The sequence below is a fragment of the Bacillus sp. N5-665 genome, assembly GCF_022637375.2.
Classification (GTDB): domain Bacteria; phylum Bacillota; class Bacilli; order Bacillales; family Bacillaceae_G; genus Bacillus_A; species Bacillus_A wiedmannii.
In genome coordinates, this window is sequence record NZ_CP093325.1 from 4873447 (window position 1) to 4890185 (window position 16739).

Here is a 16739-nt window from a genome sequence, read left to right on the forward strand (position 1 = left end):
GTTTCATTTTATTAGTTCAAGTGTTTCCGTAACCTTTATACTATCTTTTATAGATTGAACAATCGTACAATTTTTCACTGCAAGTTGCAGCGCCTTGTCCAACTGCTCTTCTGTAATGTTTTGTGCTTTGATTTTATAGTGCAAATGAACACTTTCAACTGGTTTTGATACAGCTTCACTTCTACCAATTTCAGTCTCAATTGTAAACGTATCGTATGGAATACGTTTCTTTTCTAAAATTGTTCGGAAGACAATTGCACTACATCCTGCGATAGAAGAAATGAGTAATTGTAACGGTGAATACCCGTTTTCTTTTCCAATCGCTAATTGACCATACGATAAACCTGCTTCTATATCATCGTGTTTGATTGTTAGTTTCATTTGTTTTTTCCATCTCCACTTTCATCGGTTTCTTCCGTTTCTTACTCATATAATAATATATGTAGCAGAAAATGATAAATGGAATACCACAGTATAACGCCATTCTTTGTTCAGGAATAAACGCTAAACTAATAACAACGATGCTATTTGTAATTAAAGCTAAAATTGGAACAATCGGGTATAGTGGTGTTCTATACTTTAAGTCCTCTAACTTTCCTCCGCCTTTTATATACTGACTTCTAAAGCGAAGTTGCGATAAAGCAATAATGATCCAACTCGAAACAGCCGATAAACCAGCTATAGATAATAAGTACATGTATACTGTATCTTCTGCAAGGAAGCTTGTGAATAAAGATAACCCTGCTACCGCAATTGTTACGACTAGCGCTGTAATTGGAATACCTCGTTTATTTACTTTCTTGAAAGATGTTGGTGCCATTCCTTCATTTGCAAGTGACCATAATATACGAGTTGCCGCATATAATCCTGAATTCGCTACAGATAGTAAAGCTGTAATAATAACGAAGTTCATAATATCAGCTGCGTATGGAATACCGATTTTATCAAATACGACTACGAATGGACTTTCAATTATGCCAGCTTCTTTCCAAGAAATTAATCCTACTAAAATCGTCATTGTTAAAATGAAGAATAGCATAATGCGCCATACTGTATTACGAATTGCACGTGGGATTGTTTTTTCAGGGTCTTTACTTTCTCCTGCTGCAATCCCGATTAACTCTGTTCCTTGGAACGAGAAGTTAACTGTAATCATTGTGAGTAATACGGCAGCTAGTCCATTCGGGAATAATCCACCATCGCTTACAAAGTTAGAGAAAAGAGGTGCCGCTTCTTTTCCGTCATATGATATAAACCCTAATAATGCACTACCACCAAGAACAATAAATGCAAGAATTGTAACTACTTTAATACTAGAGAACCAAAACTCTAATTCAGCATAACTCTTCGCTGAGATAGCATTTGAAGCATATAAAATAACGCCGAATACGAGACACCATACCCAAACATCAACATTCGGAAACCATCTTTTCATCATTAAACCGATTGACGTTAATTCTAGTCCTACTGTCACTGCCCAGCCAAGCCAATATAGCCAGCCAATCATAAAGCCCGTTCCTGGCCCAATAAACTTCGTCGCATACTTTTGGAAAGAACCTGAAACCGGCATTGCTACCGTTAACTCTCCGAGACAAAGCATTGTTAAATACATAATAAATCCGCCCACTAAATAGGAAAGGATGGCTCCCCCTGGTCCAGCCTGATTAATGGTGTAACCTGAACCTAAGAAAAAACCGGTCCCGATTACACCACCTAGTGCGATCATAAATAAATGTCTACTCTTCATCGTACGATGTAATTTCTCATTCGTTGGTTGCTGCATCTAAATCCTCCCCCTACCGATACCCCTATATCTTGTTAAAATTTTCTGATAATAAAAATATACACGAAAGCGATTACAATTTCTATATAAAATTAAAACTTTTCTGATAAAATAATATAAAAAACCGAATTATTGTGAGATTTAGATTCTAATTAGAGGAAAATAAGGAGAAACAAGGGAAAACCTTTACATATATTGTAAAGGTTAACGAAGTTCTAATCTTCTCGATAAAATTGATAAACTATAATTTACGATAAAGTACATACAAGCTACTACTATAAACGTTGGAATCATATAATTTACATTCTGCCCGCTAATAATTTGAGCATTATGCATAAGCTCTGGCAGTGATATACCAACTGCTAATGATGTATCTTTCAGCAATGAAATAAACTGACTGACAAGCGGCGGGACCATTCTTCTTAATGCTTGTGGTAAAATGATATGCCACAGTGCTTGAACATACGTTAATCCTGAAGATCTTGCGGCCTCAATCTGTCCTTTTTCAATCGATAATAGACCACTTCGAACAATTTCAGATATCATTGCTGCTTCAAATATTGTTAAAGCAACAATTACAGCTGTTATAATCTCTAATTTCAAGCCTACTTCTGGAAGCGCAAAATATGTGAAAAATATAATTAAAAGTAGTGGTAAGTTTCGAATCACTTCAACGATAATTCCTAATACTTGTGAGACGACAGGGATTTTCATGTAGCGCAATATCCCTATTATACTACCAATAATAAAGCTGAGTACAATTGCTACGAGCGCTACCTCTAACGTTATAAGTAATCCTTTTAATAAAAACAGAATATGATCTCCTGTAATTGCTCCCTTAAAATCCATTTACACCGCCTCCTTTGCTAAGCGTTTTTCTAAATAACGCACTAGCATACTGAGCGGAATTGTTAATATTAAATAAAATATCCCGACAAATATATAAACGTCGAACGTAACAAATGTCTTCGTTGAAATTAAATCTCCTTGATACATCAAATCGGTACCAGCGATAATTCCGAGTATGGAAGAGTTTTTTACTAAATTGAGAAATTGATTTCCTAGAGGAGGGATTACGATTTTCATCGCCTGGGGTAAAACAACATAATACATCCCCTGTACATACGTTAATCCTGAGGAACGCGCTGCTTCCATTTGACCTTTTGCAACTGATAAAATACCAGCGCGAATGACTTCCGCAATAAACGCTGCAGTATATACGGTAAGCGTAACTGTTCCTGCTACAAAACCATTTAAAGTAATTCCTATTACAGGTAAAGCGAAATAAAATATAAATGCAATTAATACGAGTGGAATATTTCTTACAAACTCTACAAAAGCCGTTCCCAACCAATTTAAAATACGAATAGGTGCAATGCGCATTACAGCCAAAATTACTCCCAAAATAAAGCTGCCTATTAACGCAATTACACTAGACATAACTGTATACTTAAAGCCCTCTAAATACATATCAATGTTATTCGTCAATATAGAAAAATCAGGCACATATTCTCCCCTCTTTCTTTACAAGAAGAGGATGAGCATCCCTCATCCTCTTACTATTTATCAATGAGAATAAAGCTCCATTAATGAAACTATCACTTTACTTCTCTTGTTTTTGCCCAATCCATTTCTCATACAATTTGTCGTACTCCCCGTTCGCCTTCATATCTTTTAGCAAGCTATTAATCTCTTTCGTTAAATCATCTGCACCTTTCTGCACTGCAATTCCGTACGGCTCATCCGTGAAAATTTTCCCTACAACTTCATAATTCGAATCTTGTTTTGCCATGCCGTAAAGAATTGCATTATCTGTCGTTAATACATCGCCTTTCCCTGCTTTTAACGCTGTAAATGCCTCACTGTAATTTTCAAATTCTAATACAGTCGATTCTGGTGATTTTTGACGAATATTATTTGTAGACGTTGAACCTTTTACCGCTAACACTTTCACACCCTTTTTCACATCATCAATACTTTTAATATCGCTTCCTTTTTTCACAAGTAACGATTGCCCTGCTTTAAAATATACATCTGAAAAATCTACTTCTTTTTTACGTTCTTCCGTAATTGTCATTGTCGCGATAATTGCATCAATATCACCATTTTTCAGTAGTGGAATACGCGTTTTAGACGTTACTTCTTTTAATTCTAATTTCTTTTCATCTCCAAGGATTTTTTTCGCAAGCGCCTTTGCGATATCAACATCAAACCCTTCTACCTGTCCTGTCGAAGGATTTTTCAAGCCAAATAAGTTCGTATCATTCTTCACCCCAACTACTAGTTTCCCGCGCTTTTTAATCTGCTCAACAGCTCCGCCTTGTTTCGTGTTCGTTTCTTTCGTCTCATCTTTTTTACTTCCGCATCCAGCAACGACAAGTACGAATAAACATGAAAATACGATTAACGTAAACAACTTTTTCATTTTAAGCATAAAACTCCCCCTTTAATGATTTAACACTCTTCTTAAAAATAGACGAGCTCTTTCTTGTTCAGGACTTGCAAAAAATTGCGCCGGTGTTGTATCTTCAATAATTTGACCATCATCCATAAACAAAATCCGATCTGCTACTTCTCGCGCGAATCCCATTTCATGCGTTACAACGACCATCGTCATCCCTTCTTTAGCTAGCGTCTTCATAACATCAAGTACTTCCCCGATCATCTCTGGATCAAGAGCAGACGTAGGCTCATCAAATAGCATAATTTCCGGCTGCATTGCGAGCCCCCTAGCAATTGCTACCCTTTGCTGTTGTCCTCCGGATAATTGATGAGGGTATACACTAGCCTTCTCCGGAATTCCTACTTTCTCTAAATAAAACATCGCTGTTTGCTCAGCTTCCTCTTTTGAAACTTTATTTACTTTAATCGGTGCTAGTGTAATATTTTGAAGAACCGTTTTATGTGGATATAAATAAAAATGTTGAAAGACCATTCCAATATTTCGGCGTAATTCATTCATATCTGTTTTTGCATTGTGTACTTCCGTATCTTGTACAATTAACGCTCCATCTGTAATTGTCTCTAACTGATTTATACACCGTAGCAACGTACTTTTTCCTGATCCGGACGGCCCAACAACTACTACCACTTCACCTTTTTTCACTTGTACATTAATATCTTTTAAAACTTGAAAGGTACCATAATATTTATTTACATTACGAAACTCTATCAACATACTCCCCCCTTCCCTTAACAAAGCATGTACATTCTTTTTATATTCAAAAATAGGCAAAAAAATAACTTCCAACCTCATTTTGTCCATAAAAAAAAGCAAAGGGATTTCCCTTTGCTTCTTCATTTCTATTCTATTAAGATACTTCTTCTTTCTTATCTTTTCCGTATTCATGCTCCCAGAAATCAGCATTTTTAATTCCTAATGGCCCTGGATCGAATACTGGATCTTTTCCTTCTTTTTTCTGCTTTTCATAATCCTTTAATGCAACTAATGCAGGTTTTTGTAATAATAAAATCGCAATGATATTTACCCATGCCATAATTCCTACACCGATGTCACCTAAAGCCCACGCCGTTGCTGCTGTTTTTATACAGCCGTAGAATACAGCTCCTAAAAATACAAACTTTAGTACCATAGACAGCCAAGGACGGTCTTTATCACGATTTAAGTACGCAATATTCGTTTCTGCAATGTAGTAATACGCCATAATTGTTGTAAATGCAAAGAATAGTAACGAGATTGCAACGAAACCGTTTCCAAATCCAGGGAAAACAGATTCTACCGCAGCTTGTGTATATCCCGGTCCTGGCTGAGCACCATTTAATTTATTTACGATAAAGTTTTTTCCGCTTGCATCAAATACGTTATACATGCCTGTAATAATCATCATAAATGCTGTTGCTGAACAAACAAATAATGTATCAATGTAAACGGAAAATGCTTGCACTAAACCTTGTTTAGCTGGATGTGATACTTCCGCAGCAGCTGCTGCATGTGGTCCAGTTCCTTGCCCTGCTTCATTGGAATAAATACCACGTTTTACTCCCCAAGAAATTGCTAAACCGATAATACCACCGAAAGCCGCCTCTAATGCAAAAGCACTTCTTATAATTAACATAAATGCTTCTGGCAACTTTTCAATATTCATAGCAACAATAACGCAAGCTACTAAAATATAACCAACTGCCATAAACGGTACGACAACTTGTGCCACGTTAACAATTCGCTTTACTCCACCGAAGATGATAAGAGCTAATACAACAACTAATACAGCCCCTGATACGGTAGTGTTAATTCCAAAAGCTGTTTCTAAACTTACAGCAATACTATTTGCTTGCACACCTGGTAGTAAAAGCCCCGTTGCAAGAATTGTCGCTGCAACGAATACTAATGCATACCATTTCACACCTAAACCTTTTTCAATGTAATAAGCAGGTCCACCACGAAACTGTCCTTGATGTTTCGTCTTATATATTTGTGCTAATGTAGATTCTACATAAGCTGATCCTGCCCCTAAAAAGGCCACTGCCCACATCCAAAATACAGCTCCTGGTCCACCAAATGCAACCGCTGTTGCTACCCCAGCTATATTCCCTGTCCCAACGCGCCCTGATAACGAAAGTGCTAACGCTTGGAATGAAGAAACACCAGCCTCTGATTTTTCACCTTGAAATGTCAGCTTAACCATTTCGCCTACGTGCCTTACTTGTAAAAACCTCGTTCGAATGGAAAAATATAAACCTACTCCTAAACATAAATAAACAAGTGCTGGACTCCAAACAATATTATTTAACCAATTCACGAAAGCTTCCAACATTCCCCCTCCTTCTTTATAAAGAATATTCAGAATATACATAAAATTATAAGTGTATACCTAATCTATAACAATATTATTTTAATAAAACAAACATATTTTTGTATAAAAAAACAAAGTATATATTTATTTTATATACTTTGTTTTGAACAAAATGTATTATATATTCACAATTGCTTCTTTGCTTATAATTCTTTCATATAATTCTTTCGATAATTTCCGGAAGTTATCTGGCATATCTTTCCCCTTAAACTTCTTTTGAAGTGTACCGTATAAACCAACATCACGTAGACGTAAGAACAACGGTAACGATTCATACCAACTATCCGCTAGTCTGTGCTCATACTCATAGCCTTTTCGTAACACTTGTAGCTGTTTACGAGCAAAATTTGTCTTCTCTTCTGCTATCCACGGTGTAAATAGAACAGAGTAATAGAGAACCATCGCTAAATCATGTATAAAGTAATTATAAGCCGCATCATCAAAATCAAAGATTGTTAGCTCTTTACCATCATAATGAAAATTACCGGGATGGATATCACCGTGCATAAGGCCGAACGTTTCTCTTTCAATGGGAAGAGCCTTTATTTCATCCATTAATACCGCTGCAATCTTTTTCACTTGATCATCTTCTAATTCATTAACAATCCCACTTTCGTCTTCTTCCCACGTATCACGATAATCTGTTTTAGGGTAGTTCATTGTTAAGCGGTGCAGTTGACCAATCGCTTTTCCCCATGCTTCAAAATAAGCATCTCCCCAATAAGGCGATTCTTTTCCTTTTACTTGTTCACCTTTTGCATATGTAAATAAAGAAGCGAAAAAGAAAGTTTCATCCTCTGCTCTAATCCCTTCTACAAGATTTTGAGACTTTGAATAAAGAGGTCCTGCTACCTTTGCCCCATGCTCCGCAACATATCGTAAAAAATCTAGTTCAGCTTCAACTTCTTTTTTAGAACGATGAGAAGAGTGTGTTAAACGTAATACGTAATCTTCACCACTATCACCCTTTGCCTTAAAAATATAATTTTCAAAATCTCCAAGTGGTTTTTCTTCCACTGCTACATGAAACAAACTCGCCGCTCTTTTTAAAACCTCTTTTGTAAAAACACGTTCTACAGCTATTTCCATATGTATCCCTCCTATATATCTTCTTAATTCGACATAAATGTGAGAAGTACTGCTATAAAATTGAATAATGCGTGGGCAATCATAGCTGATAAAATAGAATTTGTTTTCTCATATAACCACGCAAATACTACTCCACTAAAAAAATTCACTGGTAATGTGTTATATGTTGGAATATGAACAACGGTAAATATTATGGAACTTATAAGCACTCCGCCCCATATACCATATTTATCACGAAAAAACGTATAAAAAACCCCTCGATACAAAATCTCTTCATAGATTGGTGATATAACTGCTGCTCCAATTACCGCGATACAGAATGAATATATTGATTTATCATTTTGGACCGTTTCCGTTTTACTATTTTCAAAAGAAATACCCATTTTCTCCATTATCATTAATACAGCAATACTAACTACAATTAAGAAAATAACCGCTCCAAATGTCCATAAGAAATCTTTCCATGAAAGCTTCCGAATTCCAATATCTCTCCACGAGAGCTTATATCTTTTTATACAAAAAAGATAAACTACAGTAGTAAATATCACTGCCATTATAAATCCCATTAATACTCCAGCATATAATGAGTTCCCTATTATTTTTAAAGCATAGTCATAAAAAAGAGATTCAACAGTTACTGGAACAATAATAAATACAAACACAAATAAATATAAAATTTCTTTCCATCCCCACATACTTTTCAAAATTATATACACCATCCCTCTACTCCTTGTTTCCTTAAGTATAAAAGATGACGTAACGTAACTTTCAAGCTTATTTTTTTTCAAATAATCCAAGCATAATTTTCTCTCAAAACACAAAAAAGGTTGATTTACTAAATCAACCCTTACACTATTAAAAATTTTATTTCTCAATTCTTCATCAATTTATTCTTATATATAACATTTATCTTTATCTCTCTTCACCTTTTGTCTGCATTGAATTGAAAGTCCAATTTAATTTTAATGAATCTCCTTGAAATACATTTTGCTCTTCATTGCTATCTACAAATGTGAACATTACATAGAAAGTATCATCATCACCAGGAGCAAGTCCATTTCCTTCTCGGTCTACAACACCTTTTTGTACAAGATCAGGAATACTTCCGTTTTGCGTAGCTACCTTTAATTCAGATAATGTAGTAGACCAAATTGGAACCTCATTTTTATCCAAATTCCATAAGAAATCGACACGGATATGATCACCAAAATCAGCACTTCCATTATCTCCTTTAGCATCGATTACACTATAATCTGTAAGAAGTTTCACGTCTCCTATCGCTAAAGTTCCTTTGTTAACTAATTGAAAACCGCGTTCCATTTCATCACCTGGTTTAATATTGTCGACATTAATAACAACTTCAGGATTAACACTCAAATCTAAAGTACCCGCTGCAAACGTGTTTTGTGATACTTCCTTATCACTAAAATACGCATATGTCCCCCCGCCAATTAAAGATAAACCAAGCCCTGCAGTTACAACACCCATACCAAGTTTTTTCTTAATACTCATTTCACAAGTCCCCCTATTTTTAAAGTTCAAACTCCAAACCTTATTTCCATCCCACAAACAATACTAATTAAACAAATAATATTCCCCATAACGAAACCTAACCAACGTTAAACTATTTACTTCATGTATACAAATAACTATCACTTTAAGAATAGCCGGTAATGTTACATCGAATCATTACCGGTCCATTGTTAGTAAATCCTATTTAATTCTATACTCATTGTTTTATCACTTAGTTTACTCTAGAATTGTGCCCACTTATTTTTTTGGCTCTAATCCAATGGAACGTAAGATTTTATCTAACGTCACTGGCCCTACATTTTCTTTCGGTTTCTGATTTTCTTTGGCATCTGGACCCTTTTTCAAGAAATTCTTCTCAATAAAACGAATATCTGTTTCATTTACAACACCATCTTGATTGACATCTCCATCTTTTACAGCCACTTTTCCTTTTTCATATGAAAGAGCTGCTATTCTAGCATCTTGAATATCTACCATTTTATCGCCGTTTACATCACCTGCAAGGCTGTCATCCATATCAGCTCTAAAGTTTTGTCCCACTAATTCTCCATCCTGCATTTTCCCTATTTTTGTAGTTAATTTACTATTTAAATGACCTGGCATTTCTACGAAAATATTATATTCTGTATCACTTACTGGAACACTATGAATTTCAAATTGCCCATTATCATCAACCGTTCCTGTATATTTCTTTCCATCCTTACCAACTGCATACACTTTTGCTCCTAGTTTTGTGTAGTCATTCTTACCTAAATACCCCTCTTCAGTTAAGAAAGCTTCTGGTCCAATATATCCTGTAACCATTGCATGTTTCGAAATAATAGAAAAGGATTTATCTTTAAACACAGGAATCTCAACGCCTTCTGATGCACCTGTTTTTGTATAAGAGAATTTATCTACTCCAAATGCTGTTAAATTATAAAAATACTCGTCACTCGTCATCTCAAATGTAACATCTACAAATGGTGCGTCTCCATCTAGACCTTTAAATTCTGTTCCTTCTAAAGATGCACCAACTTTCACCTTGTTTTCCCAGTTTCCTTCTTCATTTATCACTGGATCTTCTAATTTAATATTTAATCCATGTTGTTTTGCATATTCTGCAAGTGCTGGATTTGGTTTAACATCTACAAATTTAAACAACTGTTTACTATAAGGAATCTCAAATGTACCTGACATAAGTTGTTTCACATTATTAAGATTTAAAGTTAATGTAATTTTTTCTCCTAGTTTAACTTTATCCTTGTCATAGCTTGGGACAGCGTATTCCGTTCCCTCTTTAACAAAGACATAATCTTTAAATCCATTTGCCATATTTGATGCAGTTGCAAGATCATATCCAAATAACCTTAAATTAAGCGGTTCATTGATTTCCTCTGGAAGTACACCAAATTTAAAATCACCATTGGCTTGAATTGTATTCAACCAACCTGACGGAAAAGCAGAGTTTTGGTAATATACAATTTCATTAGTTTTTTGGTCATACTGAAGGCCTTTTGCCTTTAATACATCTATCGTAGAATCATAAATGTTACCATGTACCCATAATGCACGCTGACCATCTTCTTCTTTGAACATAGATTCATTTACCTCATGAACGCCAGGTTTTACATCGGTAAATTTCATTTCAGGTTTGATATTATCAATAATTACGCTATCTCCTTTTGTATAAGGTTTCCCTTCTTTGTCATATCCAATGAAATCAAGTTGGTAATCTCCATCAGGCAACGTAACTCGCTTGTCTCCAATTGGATGATTTGGATCTCCTGTAAACGGGAATACATAGCCACCCATACCATCGAACATGATATATTCAATATTTGGTGTTAGACTGCTAGCATTAATTGTCCCCACAATTCCTAATGCCTTTCCTGTTTTTCGATCCTTCACCACTGCATCGATAGTTTCAAGTGGACTGTTCAATTTAAATGTCAGCGGTGAACTCGGCCTTTCCATAAATGGATGGAAGTTAGATGTATCTGTTGCCATTGCATCTCTCAGCAAATCTACAGATTCAATTCCTTTTTCTGTGAATTTAACTGCAAATGGCACTTGATATACTTCTTTTTCATTTTTTTTATTTGAAATATGAATATATCCCTCATATCTACCAAATTCAGCGTTTTCTGGAATGATAATTTCAGGGCTAATTTCCCCTGATGTACTAGGAGCTACTTTAATAGAATCTTGTACGTTCAGCTTCACACCATTCTTCGCTGCATCTTGCACACCTACACTTGTTGGTGAAAACTCTACTTCTAATTTAAACTCTTTCTCGTCTGTTTTATTGCTGTTCTTAATTAAGACTTTTCGACTATCTTTAATAGGTCCATTTCCCAATTGGTTTTTATACCCGAATGCAATAGACCCTGTTTTTTCTTCAATTTCTACTTCTTCATCATTTACAACGTTTGATGTTTTATCGATAACCTCGATAGCTGTATCTGCATGAACTGCACGATACGCATCAATTCGGCCTGATCCTACCTCAAATACAGAGCGTGCCTCTTTTAAGTCAACTGCAGTATTCATAAGCGCTTCTTTTACTTCAAACGGACTATAGTTTGGATGTTCTTGTAAAATGAGTGCCGCCACCCCCGCTGTATGAGGAGTTGCCATAGATGTACCTGACATACGTCCATACGCTACCGGATAATTTTCTCCATCCTTTGGATCATTAATATATTCAGGAACAGTTGAGAAAATAGAAACACCTGGCGCTACAATATCCGGCTTAATATCATCTGTTTTACTTGCAGGACCGCGAGAGCTGAAATCAGCTAAGTGATCTCCTTCTGTTTTTGTGTTACTCAGTTCTCCAAATGTTAAAGAGACATCTCCTTGGACAGCTTTTGCTTGCAATTTCTCACCATCTGCCTTTGTTAAGCGGAACGATGGAATAGATGAAGTACTTTCCCCAAGGTAATTTGTAATTTCACCATCTACATTGTTATATACAATTACCGCCTTTGCACCTGCTTCCTTAGCATTTTTAATTTTTTCATCGAATGTAATCTCACCGCGCTGGATGAGCGCTAACTTTCCTTGTACATCTTTCCCTTTAAAATCATCTATTTTCCCAAGACCTGTATATACAACAGATAATGATTGACCTTTCAAATCTTCAATCTTATCAGTAAAGCTTTTTCCAAGTAGCATCATTTTATCCACATGTAAATCAGCTGCATCGGCGGAAAATGTCGGGATAGTCATCGCAGCGTCACTTGCTCCAACTGTAATTGGAAGTGCTGCTGCACTAGGTGATCCAAGGGTGCCTTCTTCTGGACCACTATTACCTGCCGCTACTACTGTAACAACACCAGCTAACATCGCATTGTTTACTGCAATAGAAGTAGGATATAAAGGATCATTAATAGACGCACCTAATGATAAATTGATAACGTCCATATCGTCTTTCACTGCTTTATCAATCGCAGCAAGAATACCGCTTGTTTGTCCACTTCCATATGGACCTAATACACGATATGAATATAAATCTACATCCGGAGCGACTCCCGTAACTGCATAATCCACACTATTCTTTTTGTCTGCAGCAATTGTCCCAGCTACATGAGTACCGTGGGATGTATAGTATGCACTTCCATCATAAATTTCAGGATATCCTCCAGAATTTTGCCAATCCTTATACGTTGTCTCCATTGGATCAGCATCATTATTAACAAAATCCCATCCTTTTATTGAGTTCGGATCTATTTTGCTTGCATCTTCACCTTGCTTTGCACGATACCCTTTATAAGCATCTTTTAAATCAGGGTGGTTATAATCAATACCTGTGTCCAGTACACCTACCTTAATTCCTTTTCCTGTTATTTTTTCATCATGCAGCTTGTCCACACCAATTTGTGGTACACTATCTGCCATTTTGGGTTCGGCAGCCGTCTTAGCTGTTTCTTTCGGTAAATCAATTTTGACCTCACGATCTTCCCATACACGCTTAACAATACCAGTGCGAACTAAATCTTCGATCATATTCGCAGGTAACGACATTGCCACACCATTAAAAGCATTCTTATATTCTCTTGTTATTTTGGCAGTTTTAAAATCCGGCCCCTTATCTTTCTTTTTTTGAAGCTGTTCAAGCTCAGTTTTAAATCCTTTATGCGATGCTTCCACCTTTTGTTCTGCAGTTGAAAGAGCTATTTTTTTCCCTTTAGCTGCTTGTTTTAACATCTCGATTTTGCTAGGTGCTTGCTTAAATTCTACAATCACATTCACATTATCAGGACTTGCTGTATTAATGCCTGGTGAAATAACAAAACCAGGTTTTGTATCTAATGTTTTTAAAGCATTACGTTGTTCCTTTGTAAGTCCTTTCAATATAGAACTTGCATCATCAATTCCAGTTAAAGTAGATGTATTTACTTCTTCTGCCAATACGTTATATGGAATTCCTTGAGACATTAACATACCAACAGTTAGCGTTCCGATAAGTATTCTTCCGAATTTCCCCTTCTTCATAGCGCATCTCCTTATTATTAAAATTATTTTTTCTAAAATAAATCTTCTGAGCTCCTATGTAGCATTGGCAATTCTATCAACCTTGGATCTATTTAAAAGGATCAAAAATCTCCAACACTACTACCGCCATCCCCACACTTCTAATCTTCTTTCTATAAAAGCCCCCATAAATTGTTTCCAACTACAATGATTTACAACATGAATTATTAGTAGATTTAAGCAATAATTCTATTTTTATTATTCCACATTCTAACTTTTCTGAAAATTAAACGAAAGGCGTATCTTTTTTCTAATGATTCTATGTCTACATAGTACAAAAGAACTATCTTGCTCTTTATTCTTTGTAATATAGAATAAAGAAACACGATAGTTCTTTTAAACATCTCTTATTTAATCCAACGGAACCAATTGATTTCGAACAGCATAAATCACCGCTTGCGACCGACTTTTCACATTTAGTTTTTTAAAAATTTTATTGATGTGAATTTTAACTGTTTTATCACTAATATACAGAGCTTCAGCAATTTCTTTATTACTAAGTCCTTTTACTAATTCAAAGAGAATTTCCTTTTCACGTTCCGTCAGTTCATTTTCATTTGATTCTACTTTCATTTTTTGCTGATGATATGTAATTAATTTTTTAGTCATACGCGGATGAATAACTGAATCGCCTCGATATAACATCCGAATTGCTGCTACTACCTGCTCCGATGATGAATCTTTCAATAAATACCCATCAGCACCAGCTTGGAGTGCATCCATTAAATACTCATCATGCTCATACATTGTAAACACAAGTACTCGGCAATTCGGATAATTTTTTTTCACCAACCCTGTAGCTTCAATACCATTTTTCCCAGGAAGATTAATATCCATCAAAATACAATCTGGTCTGCATTCTTCTACTTTTTCCAATACTCCGTCCCCAGAGCTAGCTTCTCCAACCACGTTCATATCAGATTCATCCTCTAGTATGCTCCGAATTGCGTCTCGTAAAAAAGCATGATCATCCACTACTAATATTTTAATCATTTTACGCACCCCTTGTTTGTGAATCTGGAATTAATAGTGTAATTTCTGTCCCTTTCCCTACAGAACTATCAATCTGTAAAGTAGCCCCTAATTGTTCAGCTTGTTCATTCATATGTAATATACCATAATGTGGCTCATTCTTCGTTTTAACCATAGACTCAAATAGTGAAAAACCAACCCCATTATCCTTAACCCTTAAAAGCACGTGCTCACTTTGATAGCTAAGTAAAACATCAGTCTTGTCTGCTTGTGCATGTTTTACAATGTTTTGCAAACTCTCTTGTAATGTATCAAAAATAGCTCTTTCTTTTGAAAAGCTAAGCGCACGTGCATGACCTCTTTCATGATATGTAATATCTAGTTCATATTCTTGTTTTAAAGACTTTATTTTACTTGCTATCGCCTGCTTTAGCCCTAATTGTTGTGTCGGATATGGTTTTAAAGCATAAATAGAATAGCGAACTTCTCCTAAGCTTCCTCTTAAATCTTTTATACTTTTCTCTACTATTTGTTGCATATCTATTGGTTTATCACGATATTTTTTCTGCGCGGATTCTAGTTGATATATCACCCCTGCCAATGTTTGCGCAATACCATCGTGAATTTCGCGTGCGATTCTATTTCTTTCTTCTAAAATCATTCTTTTTTCCTGTTCAGAAATCAATATCCTTGTTTTAACTACGTTAGCTAATTGATTAGAAAACGTAGCTAAAGACTGTACATCTTCCGGGAAAAAACCCGCAGTTCTACTTTTCCCTGCAACAAACATTCCGACTAGTTCATCATTTACAATAAGAGGAAAATATACAAGGGAGCGTATGACACTATCAAATATTTCATCTCCAGGAGCCGTACCAGTTTTCCAATCATTAAACACAAGATTTTTAGAGATTCCCTCAAACTTTTCCGAATGATCAGAAATATCAAGACGGACTTTCCCATCTTTTAATAGAAGATTCCAGTTTCCATCATCTTTTGTCCATATTCCATATGCTTGTATGCCAAAAAAACCTTTAAGTGCTTGTTTAATATGTTTCAGGTTCCCTCCGGTTAGTCCACGACTAATTTCTGTCGTAATAAGAAACAGCTCATATAATCGTTCCTTCTCCATCCTTATCCGTACAGAAAAAGAGCTAATAACTGAAATTGCTACAAGTGGAAAAAAGAAAAAAAGTACTGTAATCTCATTTACTTCCACACTATATGTACTAATTAATACATGCATCAAGGCCGCATAAGAGAAACCAAAAGTTTCGCAAAGGAATACCGTTACAGTTTTTTTATACCACTGATAGATTGAATATGGCTGTGGAAGGAGTATCATTAACAAATCGTAAAAGCGGTTGTTGAAAAAACAAAAAAACACGCAAAATAATAACAAAGATATTAAATTTTCATACAGAACTGACATATCTATATTGTTAATTAATAAGTGCATACATTTATTTGAAAACCATTCGGCCAAGATCAAACTAAGCGCATGCTGAGTACTATTAAATAACATTCTTTGTATTGGTGAACGACGATGCAGGTGAATAATTAACGTTACGAGTACAATAGCAATAATAGTTATATGGATTCCAAACTGCCAACTCATAGCGTAAATTATGGGAAAGGTAAGCGAGCTCGTTCCTCTCCAAAATCGTACAGGAAAATACTCTGCAATCCCCATAAATATTAATAACAATATTAGTATTGTTGAATGAGAAGGGATTTTAATTTCAAGTAAAGATATAGTTATAGTAATCAAACCAAGAAAAGAAATAAAATAAAGATAAGAACTAGCAATCTTTTCTCTTATAAAAATAGAATTTACATCCTTCAAAACAACCCCTTCTTTCTTTATAAAACTTCATTTTCTCTATTATCCAATAAAAAACCGGCACTGGCAAAATGGAAGAACCTCCACTAGCCAATCACCGGCTGTGTACTGCACCTAAAAAGGCAAGACACAATACTATTATTATAAATCGCTTTTCTTAAATTTCCTATTCATCGAATGATGTAAT

Annotated in this window: 13 protein-coding genes; all 13 read right to left on the minus strand. The window is 35.4% G+C overall.

Annotated features, from left to right (window positions below; genetic code table 11):
- Positions 1-3: 3 nt before the first annotated feature.
- Positions 4-381: an OsmC family protein gene (locus tag MNO09_RS27705; RefSeq protein WP_000778850.1), complete on the minus strand. Its 378-nt coding sequence runs from the start codon at positions 379-381 to the stop codon at positions 4-6.
- Positions 356-1783 (minus strand): amino acid permease, encoded by a 1428-nt coding sequence (locus MNO09_RS27710; RefSeq protein ID WP_001187106.1) that lies wholly within the window; start codon positions 1781-1783, stop codon positions 356-358. Before MNO09_RS27710 ends, MNO09_RS27705 begins: the two co-directional genes overlap by 26 nt.
- 204 nt (positions 1784-1987) lie before the next feature.
- Positions 1988-2632 (minus strand): amino acid ABC transporter permease, encoded by a 645-nt coding sequence (locus MNO09_RS27715; RefSeq protein ID WP_000345967.1) that lies wholly within the window; start codon positions 2630-2632, stop codon positions 1988-1990.
- A complete protein-coding gene (locus MNO09_RS27720; RefSeq protein ID WP_001112680.1) occupies positions 2633-3289 on the minus strand; it encodes an amino acid ABC transporter permease in 657 nt (218 codons plus the stop codon).
- A 97-nt stretch (positions 3290-3386) separates the two neighbouring features.
- Complete coding sequence (glnH, locus tag MNO09_RS27725) at positions 3387-4217, minus strand: glutamine ABC transporter substrate-binding protein GlnH (protein WP_000916495.1); 831 nt, start codon at positions 4215-4217, stop codon at positions 3387-3389.
- A 12-nt stretch (positions 4218-4229) separates the two neighbouring features.
- Positions 4230-5150 carry an amino acid ABC transporter ATP-binding protein gene (locus tag MNO09_RS27730; protein ID WP_002096857.1) on the minus strand — a complete coding sequence of 307 codons (921 nt, stop codon included), beginning with the start codon at positions 5148-5150 and terminating at the stop codon, positions 4230-4232.
- On the minus strand, positions 5095-6555 hold the full coding sequence (locus MNO09_RS27735) for an alanine/glycine:cation symporter family protein (protein ID WP_000387179.1): 1461 nt from the start codon (positions 6553-6555) through the stop codon (positions 5095-5097). The genes MNO09_RS27730 and MNO09_RS27735 overlap by 56 nt, the downstream gene beginning before the upstream one ends.
- A 159-nt stretch (positions 6556-6714) precedes the next feature.
- Positions 6715-7686, minus strand: coding sequence for a phosphotransferase enzyme family protein (locus tag MNO09_RS27740; RefSeq protein ID WP_088106825.1), 972 nt, complete (start codon positions 7684-7686; stop codon positions 6715-6717).
- A gap of 23 nt (positions 7687-7709) precedes the next feature.
- A complete protein-coding gene (locus MNO09_RS27745) occupies positions 7710-8396 on the minus strand; it encodes a CPBP family intramembrane glutamic endopeptidase (protein WP_033659184.1) in 687 nt (228 codons plus the stop codon).
- 202 nt (positions 8397-8598) lie between these two features.
- Complete coding sequence (locus tag MNO09_RS27750) at positions 8599-9198, minus strand: TasA family protein (protein WP_000023371.1); 600 nt, start codon at positions 9196-9198, stop codon at positions 8599-8601.
- Between the two features lie 258 nt (positions 9199-9456).
- Positions 9457-13698: a S8 family serine peptidase gene (locus MNO09_RS27755; RefSeq protein WP_241950075.1), complete on the minus strand. Its 4242-nt coding sequence runs from the start codon at positions 13696-13698 to the stop codon at positions 9457-9459.
- Positions 13699-14088: 390 nt separating this feature from the next.
- Positions 14089-14730, minus strand: coding sequence for a response regulator (locus MNO09_RS27760; protein ID WP_000590681.1), 642 nt, complete (start codon positions 14728-14730; stop codon positions 14089-14091).
- A 1-nt stretch (position 14731) separates the two neighbouring features.
- Complete coding sequence (locus MNO09_RS27765) at positions 14732-16555, minus strand: GAF domain-containing sensor histidine kinase (protein ID WP_000655902.1); 1824 nt, start codon at positions 16553-16555, stop codon at positions 14732-14734.
- Between the last annotated feature and the right edge of the window lie 184 nt (positions 16556-16739).